At 61.5% G+C, this 16,613-nt stretch carries 14 protein-coding genes; 3 read left to right on the top strand and 11 right to left on the bottom strand.

Annotated elements, in window-relative coordinates; all coding sequences use genetic code 11:
* Position 1 precedes the first annotated feature (1 nt).
* Complete coding sequence (locus tag PSH80_RS16285; RefSeq protein ID WP_198792705.1) at positions 2–781, bottom strand: DUF4349 domain-containing protein; 780 nt, start codon at positions 779–781, stop codon at positions 2–4.
* 169 nt (positions 782–950) lie between these two features.
* Here PSH80_RS16285 and PSH80_RS16280 point away from each other — a divergent pair, with 169 nt between their 5' ends.
* Positions 951–1,367: a PaaI family thioesterase gene (locus tag PSH80_RS16280; protein ID WP_057959114.1), complete on the top strand. Its 417-nt coding sequence runs from the start codon at positions 951–953 to the stop codon at positions 1,365–1,367.
* 180 nt (positions 1,368–1,547) lie between these two features.
* Here PSH80_RS16280 and PSH80_RS16275 read toward each other — a convergent pair whose 3' ends face one another.
* From PSH80_RS16275 to PSH80_RS16265, 3 genes are read right to left on the bottom strand one after another with little or no spacing between them, the layout of a single operon-like run.
* Positions 1,548–2,729 carry an acetyl-CoA C-acetyltransferase gene (locus PSH80_RS16275; RefSeq protein ID WP_057444130.1) on the bottom strand — a complete coding sequence of 394 codons (1,182 nt, stop codon included), beginning with the start codon at positions 2,727–2,729 and terminating at the stop codon, positions 1,548–1,550.
* A gap of 11 nt (positions 2,730–2,740) precedes the next feature.
* Positions 2,741–3,400 carry a CoA transferase subunit B gene (locus PSH80_RS16270; protein ID WP_057439446.1) on the bottom strand — a complete coding sequence of 220 codons (660 nt, stop codon included), beginning with the start codon at positions 3,398–3,400 and terminating at the stop codon, positions 2,741–2,743.
* 34 nt (positions 3,401–3,434) lie between these two features.
* Positions 3,435–4,133 carry a CoA transferase subunit A gene (locus PSH80_RS16265; protein ID WP_010211319.1) on the bottom strand — a complete coding sequence of 233 codons (699 nt, stop codon included), beginning with the start codon at positions 4,131–4,133 and terminating at the stop codon, positions 3,435–3,437.
* A gap of 132 nt (positions 4,134–4,265) precedes the next feature.
* Here PSH80_RS16265 and PSH80_RS16260 point away from each other — a divergent pair, with 132 nt between their 5' ends.
* Positions 4,266–5,168, top strand: a complete 903-nt coding sequence (locus PSH80_RS16260; protein WP_120733548.1) for a LysR family transcriptional regulator — start codon at positions 4,266–4,268, stop codon at positions 5,166–5,168.
* Between the two features lie 120 nt (positions 5,169–5,288).
* Here the strand turns inward: PSH80_RS16260 and PSH80_RS16255 are convergent, their stop codons facing one another.
* From PSH80_RS16255 to PSH80_RS16235, 5 genes are all read right to left on the bottom strand, one after another.
* Positions 5,289–5,618 (bottom strand): hypothetical protein, encoded by a 330-nt coding sequence (locus PSH80_RS16255; RefSeq protein WP_029296579.1) that lies wholly within the window; start codon positions 5,616–5,618, stop codon positions 5,289–5,291.
* A gap of 528 nt (positions 5,619–6,146) precedes the next feature.
* Complete coding sequence (locus tag PSH80_RS16250) at positions 6,147–6,587, bottom strand: CBS domain-containing protein (protein WP_057959116.1); 441 nt, start codon at positions 6,585–6,587, stop codon at positions 6,147–6,149.
* Between the two features lie 124 nt (positions 6,588–6,711).
* Positions 6,712–8,661 carry a DNA topoisomerase III gene (locus tag PSH80_RS16245; protein ID WP_198792707.1) on the bottom strand — a complete coding sequence of 650 codons (1,950 nt, stop codon included), beginning with the start codon at positions 8,659–8,661 and terminating at the stop codon, positions 6,712–6,714.
* 229 nt (positions 8,662–8,890) lie between these two features.
* The gene (locus PSH80_RS16240) at positions 8,891–10,516 is read right to left on the bottom strand and encodes an MFS transporter (protein ID WP_057439443.1); all 1,626 of its coding nucleotides are present in this window, start codon (positions 10,514–10,516) and stop codon (positions 8,891–8,893) included.
* A gap of 100 nt (positions 10,517–10,616) precedes the next feature.
* Complete coding sequence (locus PSH80_RS16235) at positions 10,617–12,263, bottom strand: GMC family oxidoreductase (protein ID WP_198799392.1); 1,647 nt, start codon at positions 12,261–12,263, stop codon at positions 10,617–10,619.
* Between the two features lie 130 nt (positions 12,264–12,393).
* On the opposite strand from PSH80_RS16235, the gene PSH80_RS16230 reads away from it, so the two are divergent.
* Positions 12,394–13,281 carry a LysR family transcriptional regulator gene (locus tag PSH80_RS16230; protein WP_057439441.1) on the top strand — a complete coding sequence of 296 codons (888 nt, stop codon included), beginning with the start codon at positions 12,394–12,396 and terminating at the stop codon, positions 13,279–13,281.
* Between the two features lie 157 nt (positions 13,282–13,438).
* Here PSH80_RS16230 and PSH80_RS16225 read toward each other — a convergent pair whose 3' ends face one another.
* Complete coding sequence (locus tag PSH80_RS16225) at positions 13,439–15,298, bottom strand: DUF3857 domain-containing transglutaminase family protein (protein ID WP_305417494.1); 1,860 nt, start codon at positions 15,296–15,298, stop codon at positions 13,439–13,441.
* A gap of 151 nt (positions 15,299–15,449) precedes the next feature.
* On the bottom strand, positions 15,450–16,547 hold the full coding sequence (locus PSH80_RS16220) for a DNA alkylation repair protein (protein ID WP_120733544.1): 1,098 nt from the start codon (positions 16,545–16,547) through the stop codon (positions 15,450–15,452).
* Positions 16,548–16,613: the final 66 nt, after the last annotated feature.

Genomic DNA, 16,613 nt, shown 5'->3' with positions numbered 1-16,613 from the left:
GTCAGGGGCGGCGCTTGACCAGCTTGCGCCACAACCAGACCCACAGCCACAACACCGGGAAGGCGAGGATCACGAACGGCAGCACGTAGCTGGAGCGTTCCAGGGCATCGGCGGTGCCGTCGACCAGGTTGTCGCCGAGGTTGCCGAACATCCGCGCAAAACGTGATTGCTGATGCTCGCCGTCGGATGGACTGAAGTTCAAGGTCACGCGGTTGGTGTCCAGGCGCCGCTGCTGGCCGGCGGCGATCTGCGCCAGTTCCTGCAGCTCGTTTTCGATGGAGGCCTGTTCCTTGGTCAGGGTGATCAGGTCGCCCACGGTGATGTCCTTGCGCGCCGCCAGTTCATCCAGGCGTTTTTGCTGGGCCTGCAAACGTTCCTGGCGACGGCGCACATCGGCCACCGCGTCGGCCAGGTCTTCGGCGCTGGTGATGCGCCGGCCCAGTTGCCCGCCCTCGGCCACCATCTTCACCAAGGGTTCGACCCCGCTGGGGGCGATGCGCAACACGATCGTGCCGCCGTCGCTGTTCTCTTCGATACGCAGGATATTGCAGGCGCCGAACTGTGCCGACTCGCAGGCTTGGCGGGTGGCCTGCATGCGCGGCGCGAGCAGGGCCAGCGGCATCGCCAGACTCAACTCGTGCTCATAGGCCAGCAGCGCGCCGGCCCGGCCCTGTTCGCCATTGATCGGCGTCGACTCGGAATACTCCTTGGGCGAACAGCCGCCGAGCAGCAGGGCGGCCAATAACATCAATGCAGTAGATCTGCCTTCCAGGTGGCGCATTACGGTTCCTTCAAGTGTGCGGGATAAAGTGCGCGGCGATTAAAGCCGGTTTGCCCGGCGAACGCAAAGCGGGCGCAGGCTTATCGTCACTGATTTACCCGGTTGATCATGCTGGCTGCATCCACCGGAGCAGGTTAAACCTCGGGCCCGGTCACAAGGAAGATCCACCATGACTCACGTCCCTGAAGGCTTTATTCCCTTGCCCCGCAGCAGCCCGCTCCTGGATTTGCTGGGGCCGGTGTATTGCCGTGGCGAGGGACTGCAGTTGCAACTGGGCCTGCGCGCCGACAACCGCCATGCCAACGGGCGTGGCACGGTGCATGGCGGCGTACTGGCGACCCTGGCGGATGTCGGCATGGGGTACGCCATGGCGTTTTCCAGCGACCCGCCGTTGCCGTTGATTACCGCGAGCATGACCCTCGATTATCTGGGGGCGGTGCAGGTGGGGGAGTGGATCGAGGTGCAGCTGGAGCACCACAAGCGCGGACGGCAGATGGCGTTTGCCACGGTCAGCTTGCAGGTGGGGGAAAAGGTGGTGGTGCGGGCCACCGCGGTATTTGCCGTGCCGCAATCCAATGGACGCTAGATATCTAATGTAGGAGCTGGCTTGCCTGCGATAGCGGTGTATCAGTCAATGCTGCCGGTGACTGCCCCTCCGCTATCGCAGGCAAGCCAGCTCCTACATTGGAGGGGGTTCGCAAATCAAATAGGCAAAAAAAGGCCCGGCTTTTCGTGGAGCCGGGCCTCTTTCATGTTGCTCGTTGAATCAGTCGCGCTCAAGGGCCAGTGCCACGCCCTGGCCGCCGCCGATGCACAAGGTCGCCAGGCCTTTCTTGGCGTCGCGCTTGAGCATTTCATGCAGCAGGGTCACCAGCACACGGCAGCCTGAGGCGCCAATCGGGTGGCCAATGGCAATCGCGCCGCCATTGACGTTGACCTTGGCCGCGTCCCACTCCAGTTCCTTGCCCACTGCCAGCGCCTGTGCGGCGAAGGCTTCGTTGGCTTCGATCAGGTCCAGGTCGGCCAACTGCCAGCCGGCCTTGTCCAGGCAACGACGGGTCGCGGACACCGGGCCAATGCCCATGATCGCCGGATCGACACCCGCATTCGCGTAGCTGGCGATACGCGCCAGCACCGGCAGGCCGAGGGCTTTGGCTTTATCGGCACTCATCAGCAACACGGCGGCGGCGCCGTCGTTGAGGCTCGACGCGTTGCCGGCGGTGACGCTGCCGTCTTTCTTGAAGGCCGGTTTGAGTTTGCCCAGGGATTCGGCGGTAGTGCCGGCGCGGGGCTGCTCGTCCACCGCAAAGGCAATCGGGTCGCCCTTGCGCTGGGGAATCAGGATCGGGGTGATTTCATCAGCAAAGCGCCCGGCTTCAATTGCCGCAGCCGCTTTTTGCTGGGAGGCAGCGGCGAAGGCGTCCTGGGCTTCACGGCTGATGCCGTACTTGTCCACCAGGTTCTCGGCGGTGATGCCCATGTGGTAGTCGTTGAACGCGTCCCACAGGCCGTCGGTGATCATGCTGTCGACCATCTTCGCGTGCCCCATGCGCAGGCCGGTGCGGGCGGCGGGCAGCACGTACGGGGCCAGGCTCATGTTCTCCATGCCGCCGGCGATAATCACCTCGGCGTCACCGCAGCGGATGGCCTGTGCGCCCAGGTGCAGGGCCTTGAGGCCCGAGCCGCAGACCTTGTTCAAGGTCAGGCTGGGCACTGCATGTGGCAGGCCGGCGAGAATCGACGCCTGGCGTGCCGGGTTCTGGCCCGAACCTGCGGTCAGGACCTGGCCGAGGATCACTTCGTCCACTTGCGCAGGGTCCAGGCCGGTCTGCTCCAGCAGGCGGCGGATCACGGCGGCGCCCAGTTCCGGTGCCGGGATGCCGGCCAGGGCTCCTTGAAAGCTGCCCACGGCGGTACGGGTGGCAGCAACAATCACGACGTCTTGCATGGAATCTGTCCTCACTGGAAGTGCATTTCTGGAACGTGGTCCGGGACGATCAGTTTACCGGCGGTCTTGCTCACAATCTCTTCAACGCTGACGCCAGGTGCGCGTTCCTTGAGGACAAAAGCGCCATTTTCGATTTCCAGGTACGCCAGGTCCGTCAGCACGCGCTTGATGCAGTGGGCACCGGTCAGCGGCAGGCTGCACTGGCTGAGCAGCTTGGACTCACCGTCCTTGGAGGCGTGGGTCATGATCACGATGATGTTTTCTGCGCCGGCCACCAGGTCCATGGCACCGCCCATGCCCTTGACCAGCTTGCCGGGGATCATCCACGAGGCGATGTTGCCGTGTACGTCCACTTCAAAGGCGCCGAGTACCGTGAGGTCTACGTGGCCGCCGCGAATCATTGCGAAGGACTCGGCCGAGGAAAAGATCGAGGCGCCGATACGCGCGGTGACGGTCTGCTTGCCGGCGTTGATCATGTCGGCATCAATGGTGTCTTCGGTAGGAAACGGTCCCATGCCCAGCAGGCCGTTTTCCGATTGCAGCATCACTTCCATGCCTTCGGGAATGTAGTTGGCCACCAGGGTCGGGATGCCGATGCCGAGGTTGACGTAGAAGCCGTCCTGCATTTCGCGGGCGACGCGTTGAGCCATTTGTTCGCGGGTAAGAGCCATAGTGCTGTTCCTCTTATTGTTCGGGCTGGGCAGATTATTTGCGGACGGTGCGCTGTTCGATGCGCTTCTCGAAGGTGCCGCAGATGATCCGGTCGACGTAGATGCCAGGGGTGTGGATCTGCGCCGGGTCCAGCTCGCCCGGTTCGACGATTTCCTCGACTTCGACCACGGTGATCTTGCCGGCGGTGGCGGCCAGCGGGTTGAAGTTCTGGGCGGTGTGGCGGTAGATGACGTTGCCGAAATGGTCGGCTTTCCAGCCTTTGACGATGGCGAAGTCGCCGGTGATGGATTCTTCCATCAGGTACGGGCGACCATTGAACTCGCGGGTTTCCTTGCCTTCGGCGACGGGCGTGCCAACACCGGTGGCGGTAAAGAACGCCGGAATGCCCGCGCCGCCTGCACGCATTTTTTCGGCCAGGGTGCCCTGGGGCGTCAGCACGACTTCGATTTCACCGCTGAGCAGTTGCTTCTCGAACAGGGCGTTTTCACCGACATAGGAGGCGATGACCTTGCTGATCTGTTTTTCTTCGAGCAATACACCCAGGCCAAAGCCATCGACGCCGCAGTTGTTGGAGACCACCGTGAGGTCGCGGGTGCCTTTGCGCTTGATTTCGGCGATGAGGTTTTCCGGGATGCCGCACAGGCCAAAGCCGCCGGAGAGTACGGTCATGCCGTCTTCAAGGCCTGCCAGCGCTTCTTCATAGGACGCCACGCGTTTATCGAAACCTGCCATATGCACCTCTTTTATTGTTTGTGGTCCAGCCAGTGACTCGAGTGTTGCGCTGACAGATTGATTTGTTAAGTTGTTTTTTAAGGTTGATTGATTTAAAAAACAGCACAATCGCCAAGCCGTAGGAGCAGCGTCATGACAGTTAAACAGATGCGGGCCTTTCTTGCCGTGGCCCAGAGCCTGAGTTTTGCCGCCGCCTGTGAGCGCCTGCATTTGTCCCAGTCGGCCCTGAGCCTGACCATCAAGGGCCTGGAGGAGGGCCTGGGCGGGCGGCTGTTCAGCCGTAATACGCGCAACGTCGCGCTGACCCCTGAAGGCGAATCCCTGTTGCCCCTGGCTCGCCGGTTGATTGCCGACTGGGACAATGCCGAGGATGAACTGCGCCAGCGTTTTACCCTGCAGCGCGGGCGCGTGACGGTGGCGGCGATGCCGTCGTTTGCCGGCAACCTGCTGCCGCCGATCCTGAAGGTGTTCCGTGCGCGGTTTCCCCAGGTCAATGTCACGGTGCACGATTTGATCAATGAGCAGGTCCTGGAAATGGTCCGTGATCGCCAAGTGGAGCTGGGTGTGGCGTTTGAGCCTTCACCGGGGTCGTCGCTGGCCTTCACCCCGCTGTATCTGGACCGCTTTGTCGCGGTGGTGCCCGGCGACTCGCCGCTGGCGGACATGACCGCGATCGACTGGAAAACCCTGCTGGTGCAACCGTTCATTACCTTGCAGCGGCCTTCCACGGTCCGGGTGATGCTCGAGGAGCACCTCGGCGCGTTACAGATGAAACTGCCGGTGGCGTTGGAAAGCCATCAATTGGCAACCGTGGGCAAGATGGTTGCCAGCGGCCTGGGCGTCAGCGCCGTGCCTGCATTGTGCGCACAGCAGATGGAAGAGGCGGGGGCCCGTTGCATCACCTTGTGTGACCCGGTGATCGAGCGGCCGATTGGGGTGCTGACCAAGCCGGGGCATGAGCTGTCGGCGGCGGCGCAGGCACTGTTTGATATCTTCCGCGACGAAGCGGGGAAGGGGCGATTCCCGGGGATTTAAGTCGACACAAACAAATGTGGGAGCTGGCTTGCCTGCGATAGCTATTTAACACTCAACAACTAGGTTGATCGTTAAACGGTTATCTCAGGCAAACCAGCTCCCACAAAGGTCTAGTTATTCTTAGTAGTAGCGGTCAATCACTTTAACTTGCGAGTTGTCCTTGAACGACTCCCAGGCATTGTTAAGTGTATCGAAGACCTGCTCGATAAAGTTGCGATCGGCAGCTGCTTTTTTACCAACATAACCCTGGCCGCGGCGGTACATCTTCAGGCGCGCCGCCAGTTCACGGTTATTGCGGTCGAACTCGGCTTCTTCGGTATGGGGCGCCAGGCAGTCAATTTGCACTTCGCCCGATTTGCCAATCCACAGGATATGGTCGTCGAGTGTGTCTTTCTGCGCTGCGAACATCTCAGCCAATTCATCAATAGTTGGTTGGTTGTTCAGATTCATGTGTAAGCCCCTTGACCAGTTGGCGATCTTCAGTTGATTCGTTAATTCACGTTAGTTGTCTCCGGCTATGAAAACCGGGCGTCAGAAACGGTCTGCCAAATACGGACAGGGTCTTGAACCTGATGCATGTAGTGTTTCTGATGAACTGCTACGTAATGGTTTCATAACGAAGACAAGCAGCATTTGAGCTTCTTGTACCGATCCTTTCGGGCCGGTCAGCTTCATCAATCTGCCTTGTGGGCAGTGCACATCCGGAAAAACAGCTCGGCGGTCAGACGAGCTTGTTCAAAACGCTTGTTACCAACACTCCCGATCCGGGAGACGCTTGAATCATGCAAGCTCAAAATGGTTACGTCAACGGTTATGTAGTGATTATTTTTGCTCACTACATATTTTCTGCAGAAGAGAGGGGGGGCTGGGGAAAGGTGACTTGGGCGTCACTTTTTGTGCCGGGGAGTCGAGGGGTTGCGCTGCTGTGGGAGCTGGCAAGCCAGCTCCCACATTGGATTTGTGGTGCTTAGGGGAATGCTATTCGCCGCGGATGTACTGTTCCAGTTGCTGGATCAGTGCCGCCTGCTCGGCGATGGCTTCCTTGACCAGGTCACCGATGGACAGCAGGCCCAGCAGTTCTCCTTCTTCCACCACTGGCAGGTGGCGCAGGTGGCCGTCAGTCATGATGCCCATGCAATCTTCGACGCTTTTGTGGGTGTCCACGGTGATTGCCGGGGAACTCATCACCTGGTGGACCTGGGTGGTCGTCGAGGACAGTCCATGGAGAATCAGTTTGCGCGCGTAGTCGCGCTCACTGATGATGCCGACGACCTTGCCGTCCTTGACTACCGGCAAGGCGCCGACGTTCTTCGCTGCCATCACCACCAACGCTTCAAACACGGTGTGATTCCACTGGATGGTATGGACTTCCTGATTCTTCTGGTCCTTGGACTTGAGCAGTTGTGCGACGGTCTTCATGGTGTCCACCCCGGTTTTGTTATTAGGCAGTGCCTACAGAATCCTCGACCGCTGGCGCCAGGGCAAGAGCCAAAGCGGCGTATATCCGCTTGAAAAGCGTCATTACCTGACTTTTTTTGCAATTTCAGCCCTTGTTTGCCGGTTTTACCGCCCGTTTCGGGCTGGCGGCGGTCTTGCGCTTGGCCGGCTTGCGTTTGTTTTTCCAGGGGGTGGCACCACGACCTGCCGGGCTGGCCGGGCCGCTGATGGTCATTTGCATACCATTGCAGCGGGCCACTTGCTTGCTCATCCAGGCGGCCTGTTTGGCGACGAACTCTTCCAGGCTCATCTCACCGCTCTGCACCATGTCCAGGGCCTGCTCCCAGATGGCGGTGGTGCCGGGATCGGCAATCGCCCTGGGTACCGCGTCGATCAGGCTGAAGGCCGCCGGTGTGGCAGACAGCGCCTTGCCGTCTTTCACCAGGTAACCACGGTCCAGCAGGCCCTGGATGATCCCGGCCCGAGTCGCCTCGGTACCGATGCCGGTGGTGTCCTTGAGCTTTTGTTTGAGCAGCGGGTCTTGCACCAGTTTGGCGACGTTTTTCATCGCCTTGATCAGGTCGCCTTCGGTAAAGGGCTTGGGCGGCTGGGTCCACAGGTCCTTGAGGTTGACCTTGGCCACAGCGTAATCCTGGCCCTGCACCAGCGCCGGCAAAGGCTGCGGCGCCGGCGCCTCACGGCCTTGGCTCGGGGCCAGCGCTTCGGGCAACGCACGCTTCCAGCCGGGTTCCACCACCACTTTACCTACGGCGCGCAAGGCTTCGCCGGCACAGTCGAAGTCCGCCTGGGTGCGGTCGTATTCGTGATTGGGCAGGAACTGCGCCAGGTATCGGGCGCGGACCAAGGTGTAGACGGCGCGGTGTTTGCCGGTCAACTGCGCAAGATCTTTGCCGGCGCCGGTGGGAATAATGCCGTGGTGGGCGCTGACCTTGGCGTCGTTCCAGGCGCGGGAGCGGCGCTGCGCATCGAGGTGTGGCATCAACGCGCTCACCGCCGGGTCGGCGCGGCCCAGTGCCGCGAGAATCGTCGCCGCGTCGCCATGCTGGCTCACGGGCAGGTAACCGCAGTCGCTGCGCGGGTAGGTGATGACCTTATGGGTTTCGTAGAGGGACTGGGCGATATCCAGGGTTTCCTGGGCGCCGAGCCCGAGTTTCTTCGAGCAGATTTCCTGCAGGGTGCCCAGGTCAAAGGGCAGGGGCGCCACTTCGCGCATGCGTTCGGTGCGCAGCTTCACCAGGCGTGCGCTGGCCGCGTTGCTCATCGCCGTCGCCGCGTGTTGTGCCCGCTCCGGGTTGAGGCAACGGCCCTGGTCGTCACAGATATCGTCGGCGGCGCGCCATTGCGCGATAAAACGCATCTGCTGGTGCAGCAACTCAACATCAATGGCCCAGTAAGCCACCGGGACGAAGTCGGCAATGCTGCGGTCGCGGTCCACCACCAGGCGCAGGGTCGGGGTTTGCACCCGCCCAACGGGCAATACACCTTGATAGCCGGACTGACGGCCGAGCAGGGTAAACAGGCGGCTCATGTTCATGCCGATCAGCCAGTCGGCACGGGAGCGGCCCAGGGCCGAATGGTAGAGGCTGAAGGTGTCTGCGCCAGGCTTCAACGATGCCAGGGCCTTGCGGATCGAGGCATCGTCGAGCGCCGACAGCCACAGGCGCTGGATCGGCCCGCGATAGCGGCAATGCTCCACCAGTTCGCGGGCGATCATCTCGCCCTCGCGGTCGGCATCGGTGGCAATCACCAGTTCCCGGGCTTCCCCCAGTAGGCGCTTGACCGCCTTGTACTGGCTGGCGGTCTTGGGCTTGACCGTCATCTTCCATTTTTCCGGGACGATGGGCAGGTCGGCCAGCACCCAGCGCTTGTACTTGGCGTCGTAGGCATCGGGCGGGGCGGTTTCCAACAGGTGGCCGATGCACCAGGTAACGGTGACGTCCGTGCCCAGCCAGCAACCGTCGCCCCGGCGCCGGGCGCCGAGCACGGCCGCGATATCCTTGGCCTGGGAGGGTTTTTCACAGAGGAACAGCCGCATGCTCAGCCCATTCGTTACACAGTTGAATGGGCGAAGGATGGGCAAAAGAAGGCAATTGAGCAACCTTTATCTGGATGGATATACAGCAATTTGTGTGGGCGGCGGGAAACCAGTGTGGGAGCGGGCTTGCCCGCGATAGGGGGTGTGCCAGTCAGTACATTCATTGACTGACCCACCGCTATCGCGGGCAAGCCCGCTCCCACAAGGGGTTTACAGGGTTTGCGGGAGATTAGTTTTTATCCAGATCCACGTTCTTGGTTTCCTTCAGGCACAGCAGCCCGACGATCAGGCTCACCCCGGTAATCACCACCGGGTACCACAGCCCGTAGAAGATATCGCCGGTGTACACCACCAAGGCAAACGACACGGTCGGCAGGAACCCGCCAAACCAGCCGTTACCGATGTGGTAGGGCAGGGACATGGAGGTGTAGCGGATACGCGTCGGAAACAGTTCCACCATCAGTGCGGCGAGTGGGCCGTAGCACATTGCGGCGATCAGGATCAGCGCGACGATCAACACCACCACCATGGTTTTGTTGACCTGGGCCACGTCTGCCGATTTCGGGTAGCCGGCCAGGGTCACGGCGCCGCGCAGGGCGTCTTCGTCGTAGCCGTCGATGCGCACATCGCCGATGCTGACTTGCACCGCGCTGCCGGCAGGTGCGGCTTCGCTGCTGTAGGGCAGGCCCTGTTTGACCAGGAAGGTCTTGACCTTGTCGCATGGGCTGTCAAACCGCGCCTTGCCCACCGGGTCGAACTGGAAGGTGCAGGTGGCCGGGTCTGCCAGCACGGTGATCGGGGCCTGGCGGCTAGCCTGGTCCATCGCCGGGTTGGTGTAGTGGGCCAGGCCCTTGAAGATCGGGAAGTACAGCGCGGTGGCCAGCAGCAGGCCGACCATCAGTACTGGCTTGCGCCCCCATTTGTCCGAGAGCCAGCCGAAGAAGATAAAGAACGGCGCGCCAATCACCACGCTGATGATCAGCAGCATATTGGCCAGGGCCGGGTCCATCTTCAGGAACTGGGTCAGGAAGAACAGTACATAGAATTGCGCGGCGTAGAAGGTCACGGCCTGGCCGGCGTTGATACTGAACAGCGCAATCAACACCACCTTGAGGTTTTGCCAGTTACCGAACGACTCGCGGATCGGCGCTTTGCTGGCCTTGCCTTCCTCTTTCATTTTCAGGAACGCGGGGGATTCGTGCAGGCTCAAGCGGATCCAGGTGGAAATCCCCAGCAGCACGATGGACAGCAGGAACGGCAGGCGCCAGCCCCAGACTTCAAACTGATCGCCCGTGAAATAACGGCAAGCCAGTACCACCAGCAACGACAGCAACAGGCCGAGGGTCGCGGTGGATTGAATCCAGCTGGTGTGGAAGCCGCGTTTGCCGGCGGGGGCGTGCTCGGCGACATAGGTCGCGGCGCCGCCGTATTCACCGCCCAGGGCCAGGCCCTGGAGCATGCGCAGCACCACCAGGATGATCGGCGCGGCGATGCCGATGCTGGCGTAGGTGGGCAACAGGCCCACACAGAAGGTTGCCACGCCCATCAGGACGATGGTGGCGAGGAAGGTGTACTTGCGTCCGATCATGTCCCCCAGGCGGCCGAACACCAGCGCGCCGAACGGCCGCACCACAAAGCCGGCGGCAAAGGCCATCAGGGCGAAGATAAAGGCCGTGGTGTCGTTGACCCCGGCAAAAAATTGCTTGCTGATCACCGCCGCGAGGGCGCCATAGAGGAAAAAGTCATACCACTCGAACACCGTCCCCAGGGACGAGGCGAAGATGACCTTTTGCGACTCCTTGCTGCTGACAGTGGCGCCAGGCATGGCGTCCAGGGGTTGAGCACGTTCTGACATGGGGTAGCCCTCACAGTGATTATTTATTGTTGTTCCACTGTCGGCGCCAACTTCAGCGCCGCTCTTGTCCTGTAGGTGCGAGCAAACTCGCGCCTACAGGTCATGCCGGTGTTGTCTGTTCTCTTTCGGGGGTGAGGTTCCTTGTTTGAGGGGACAGAATCAGTTGCGCGGCTTTTTCCGCGATCATCAGGGTGGGTGAGCAGGTATTGCCGGAGGTGATGCGCGGCATGATCGAGGCATCGGCGATGCGCAGGCCGGGCACGCCGTGCACGCGTAACTGGGCATCGACCACCGCGTCTTTATCCTGGCCCATGCGGCAGGTGCCGACCGGGTGAAAAATCGTGGTGCCGATCCGCGCCGCCGCCTCTTGCAATTGTTCATCGCTTTGCAAGGCCTCACCGGGCAGGTATTCCACCGGGTTGAAGGGGCGCAGGGCCTGGGCGCCGACAATGCGCCGGGTCAGGCGAATGGCATCGGCGGCCACGCGCAAGTCTTCGGGATGGCTCAGGTAGTTGGGCTGGATCAATGGCGGCGTCGCGGGATCGACCGAGCGGATATCAATGCGTCCGCGACTCTGCGGGCGCAAGTCGCAAACCGACGCAGTAAATGCCGGGAACGCGTGCAGCGGTTCGCCAAAGCGTTCCAGCGACAGTGGTTGCACGTGGTATTCGAGGTTGGCCGAAGTCTGTTCCGGCCCCGAGCGGGCGAAGGCGCCGAGCTGGCTGGGCGCCATGGACAGCGGGCCGCTGCGGTCATACAGGTATTGCAGGCCCATGCCCATCTTGCCCCACACGGAGCCGGCGATCTGGTTCAGGGTGCGGGCGTTTTCCAGCTTGTAGATCAGCCGCAGTTGCAGGTGGTCCTGCAGATTGCCACCGACCCCTGGCAGTTCGTGCAGGACCTCGATGCCCAAGGGCTTGAGGATGCTCGAAGGCCCTATCCCGGAGCGCTGCAGGATGCCGGGCGAACCCACCGCCCCGGCGCACAGGATGATTTCCTTATGGGCTTTCCAGGTCACTACTTGCCCTAGCTGGCGGCCCACCACCGCACTGGCACGGCCGTTTTCCAGGAGTACACGGTCGACTTCCACGCCGGTGAGCACCGTGAGGTTGGCGCGCTGGCGGATGGGCTTGAGAAACGCCTTGGCCGCATTCCAGCGTACGCCGCCTTTCTGGTTGACCTGGAAGTAGCCACACCCTTCGTTATCGCCCTGGTTGAAGTCGTCGATGCTGGCGATGCCACTTTGCTTGGCGGCTTCGCGGAAGGCATCGAGGATCGGCCAGTGCAGGCGCTGTTGCTCCACGCGCCACTCGCCGCTGTCGCCATGCAGGGGCGAGGCACCGGCAAAATGGTTTTCGCTTTGCTTGAACAGAGGCAATACATCGTCCCAGGCCCAGCCGGGGTTGCCTTCGGCGGCCCAGCCATCGTAGTCGTTGGCCTGGCCGCGCATGTAGATCATGCCGTTGATCGACGAGCAGCCGCCCAGCACCTTGCCCCGTGGATAGCTCAGGGCACGACCTTGCAGGCCGGGTTGGGTTTCGGTCTTGAAGCACCAGTCGGTGCGCGGGTTGCCGATGCAGAACAGGTAGCCGACGGGGATATGAATCCAGGGGTAGTTGTCGCGCCCGCCCGCTTCAAGCAGCAGCACACGATGGGCAGGGTTGGCGGACAGTCGATTGGCCAGCAGGCAGCCCGCAGGGCCGGCGCCTACTACCACGTAATCGTATTGCGCAGGTGCAATAGTCATCTGGGGTCTCGCTTGTTTTTCTTATTGGCTCCATCCTAGTTGTTAGTTTTCGTCTTAAAAATGTTAGTTTTTACCCAGCTGCTGTGCGTTTTTAAACAGCGCTGCGCTCATGGCCGAGAGGGAGGGTGACATGTTCGACTGGAATGACCTGCGGTATTTTCTTGAGTTGCAGCGCAGCGGGCGCCTGCTCACCGCCGCCCAGCGCCTGAAAACCACGCATGCCACTGTGGCCCGGCATATCGAGGCCATCGAGAAAAGCCTCGGCACCGCGCTGTTTGTGCAGCATGCCCAGGGGTACGAACTGACGCCGTCGGGCGAGGCACTGCTCAAGCATGCCGAAGCCATGGAGAACGTTGCACTGCTCGCCGAAGAAGAGCTGACCCATTCCGCCGCGCCCCTGGGCAAGATTCGCCTGGGGGTCGCCGAAGGCTTGGGGGTGATGTTCCTTGCCAGCCGCATGGGCGGCCTGTTCGAGCGTTATCCGGGGCTGGAAGTGGAACTGGTGGCGGTGCCGCGTTTTGTCAGCATCCTCAACCGCGAGGCCGAGATCAGCATCCACCTGGAGCGCCCCAGCGTCGATCAACTGGTCACGCGCAAACTCACCGACTACCGCCTGGCCCTCTATGCCAGCCGCAGCTACCTGGCGCGTTCGCCAGCCATCGAGAAACGCGAAGACCTGGCCGCCCACGCGTGGATCGACTACGTCGACGACCTGCTGTTCAGCCAGGAACTGAAACTCCTCAGCAGCTTTTGCCGCAACCCCCGGGTGGTATTCCACAGCACCAGCGTCATCGCCCAGCACCAGGCGGCGCGCTCGGGGTTGGGGATTGCCGTGCTGCCGTGTTTTGTCGCCGCCGGGGACCCGGACCTGGTGCCGCTATTGCCGGAAGAGGGCATCCAGCGCAGTTACTGGATCAGCTCCCGCCGCGAATTGCACAAGTCGGTGCGGTTGCGGGTGTTGTGGGATTACGTGGTGGAGTTGTGTGCCAAGGAGCAGGGGCTGCTGTTGGGCGCGTAGCGAAGGGCATGGGGGATCTACAGAGATCAAATGTGGGAGCTGTCGAGCCCTAGCGAGGCTGCGATGGCGGCGGTACTGCCAGCATTGATGTTGACTGACCTGCCGCCATCGCAGCCTCGCAGGGCGAGACAGCTCCCACATGGGACTGTGTGTGGGCTTAGAGTTTTACTGTCTGGTGTACCTGTTCACCACACGCACGAGCATCGTTGATCATCTTTTCAAACGGCGCGCTGACGATTTCATCATGGCTCAACCAGCGCACTTTCTGGGTCAACCGGTAGTGGTAGCGCAAGCCATCCTTGAGCTGTTCGCCATCGAGTTCCAGGTCATACCACGGCGAGTGGATCTTGCAGCCTTGAACAGGCTTGTCCATCTGCCCGCCGGTCAAGGTAAAGGTGTAGTCGACGGTGTCCGGGTTGCCCATGTACAGGTCGCCCCGTTGCCCGTTGCGGCGGTAGTTGAGCAGGCCGTCCCATTTCTCTTTGAGCGACTGGTCGGTGTAGACGTAGCCTTCGTCGAGTTTTTCCAGGGCGCCCAGGTCGGTCATGCTGGCCTTGACCGTGTAGCTGTCGGGCTGCACGAACCCGGTGGGCTGGCGGGTGACCTGGCAATCGCTGATCTCGCGGCCAAAGTTGTCGCAGATGTTCTGGTCGGTGGCGGTAGCCCCCTGTTCGCGATCAGCCATGCTCAGTTGCATCAGGGGCAGGCGGCTGAAGGTGACGCTGGCGCGGGTCGTGCCATTGCCCTGTTTGTCGTAATGCACCTGCTTGTCCAGGCGGATGCTGGTGTCAGGGCGTGCCAGGGGGATATGTTCCTCACGCACCCGGCCCTGGGCATCGTTGACCAGTACCCAGCGGTCCTGGATATCGGGCACGGTCTGGCCTGGGGCGAACACCGGGTTGGTCGGGTCCAGCCACCACACCTGGCCGGCCACTTCGGCGCGCACGATGGCATGGTTGGGCGCACCGGTGCCCGGCACCAGCAGCGAATCCACCACATCCCCACGGCTGACCCAGGCAGTCTCGGCCTTGATCCCGCTGGCCTTGAGCATGGCGGTGAGGAGGATGGACAGGTCCTTGCAGTCGCCATAACCGTGCTGTTCGATCTCCTCCAGGTTAAACGGCACATAGCCGCGATCGGTGGCACGCCAGTCACCCAGGTAACGGTAATGGTCGTTGATGTGCTGCATCAGGCCGGCCACTTGCTGCGCCGGGTCCAAGCCCTTCACCGCAGCTACGGCGGCGGCACTGTCAGCCGGCAGCTTGGCCGCGAGGATCTGGTTGTAGCGCTGGGCAAAGCCGCCGAAATGTTTTTGCACATCGAGGCTGCTGCCCACTTCGATCCGTGGGATCAGGCGGATATAGGCGTGGCCCGATTCGTTGATGTAGTTGAGATAGGTCGGCGTCTTTTGCTCGATATCCAGGGTCTTGCGATTGACCGAGGGGGTAATGGTGAAGCCGTCCATCAACTCGGCGCGCCACTCGATCGGCCGTTCTGCGGTGAAGCGCGCCTTGAGCCGGTCGCGCCGCGCATTGCTGGGGCCGAACTGCAGGGCGTAGTGGAACTCGGTCATCAGCGGCTTGGCGGGGTGATGCTCGCGCACGGTGTAGCGGATCTGCGTGCCGACCCGCAGGTTGGGGAATGCCAGGGACGTTTGCTTCAGCCTGGAAAACCCCTGGTCAGGGTTGGGCGCGGTGCGCGTGTCGATCTGTGCTTCGCCGAGCAGCTGTGGCTTGCCGCCGGGCTGGGTGGACTCGGCGTGCAGCACTTCAAAGCTATCGCCTTCGGCATAGTTGAAGTCGATTCGCGACAAAATTTCCCGGCCGCTGGGCTTGAGAATGGTATAGCGGTAGGTGGTGGTGCAATCGGTGCTGGCATCACGGTTGAAGTGGCAGTGCAGCTCGGATTCGTTGGCAAGTGCAGCTTCGGCCATGGGTTGCAACGCGGCATGAGCAGTGTGCGAAACAAGCCCCAGACTGGCGCAAATCAAAGGGCAGTAAAACGAGAAACGGTGCATGGGCGCCTCAGGTGGAACATTGACACAGATACCCTGGCGGGTACCAAGAAGGCGGCAGATGATAATGGATCGCAACACCAAAAACCAGTATTGTCGGACAATAAATATCGCTGAAAGGCCCGAGATAGAGCCTTCGTCTTGGTAAAGGTGGTCAGTCGAGCAGCTCGAAGTCGCTGCTGGCCAGGCGTTCGCCGTTCACCAGCACATGCACCGTATGCCGGCCGGGGTAGTGCTTGCGCGTGGTCATATCGCGGATATGTTGGCCACGCAGCAGCGTATGCCGTTCACCCGCGCCGAGGGTAAAAGCCTTGAGCTTGAACACTTTGGCGGCGCTATGGCCTGCGCTTTTTACATAGTCGATGGCGTAGTCCACCACCAGTTTTTGTGGGGCGCTGGTGGTGGATTCGAGGCTGAACGACAGGTTGATCCGCTCACCCAGGCGAATCACCGGGGGCTCGACCTTGAACTGGTGGATTTTCACCTCGGCCCGCGCCCCGGCCCCCATGATCGTCAGCGCGCGGGTATTGCCCTGTTTGATCAGGCTGCGCAGGGCGTGGCGGGCGATCCAGGCGGTGTGGGGGTTGTCCAGGGACCAGCTTTCGATGACATCCAGCACCCAATCCGGATGGTCCTTGGTGATGTCATTGAGGTGGTTGGCCACAGACTTGCGTACATACAGACTGCTGTCGGCCTTGAGGTTCTCCAGGATCGACGCGCACAGGCGCGGATCGGCCTGCACCTGGGCCAGGCGAAACGACCATGGCAACCTCGGCCGCGAGCCCTCGCTGGCGAGGCGGCGTACGTGCTCGTTGTCATCCAGCGACCACTGCTGCATCACCGCCAGGGTGCGTTGGAAATCCTTGAGCAGAAAGGCCCGCACAGCAAATTCGGCAGAGCCAAATGTGGTGAAGTACTTGAGCGCCGCCATTGAGCGCTGGAAATCATCCAGGCCATAGCTGGCCACATAATGCCCGAGGAACAGGCTGACAAAACCACTGTTCAGGCGCGGGGCCAGGGCATACAAATGTTCGAGGGTTTGCGGATAGTCCAGGGGCATCACCGCGTGCAGGCTTTCACTGACCCGAGCCATGCGCTGCATGACCGACAACCCGGCCAGGTCACGCTTGGCGTGTTTGAGAAAGCCCTGGGCATCGAAGGGCGGGTACACCGCGCTCATCTCATCGGCGATGTGCTGCAGGCGTTCGACGTTGAAGATTTCCTTGAGGGCAGGGGCGCTTTGGTCGGTCATGGGCAGTCCGCAGGAGAGGGCGATGGTCGGGCTTTTTCAAAGTAGCACCTTACTCAAGGCCGTGAA

The sequence above is a fragment of the Pseudomonas sp. FP818 genome, from assembly GCF_030687335.1.
Lineage (GTDB): Bacteria > Pseudomonadota > Gammaproteobacteria > Pseudomonadales > Pseudomonadaceae > Aquipseudomonas > Aquipseudomonas shahriarae.
The sequence above is the reverse complement of the archived record's forward strand: the minus strand, read 5'-3'. Positions and strand labels throughout refer to the sequence as shown.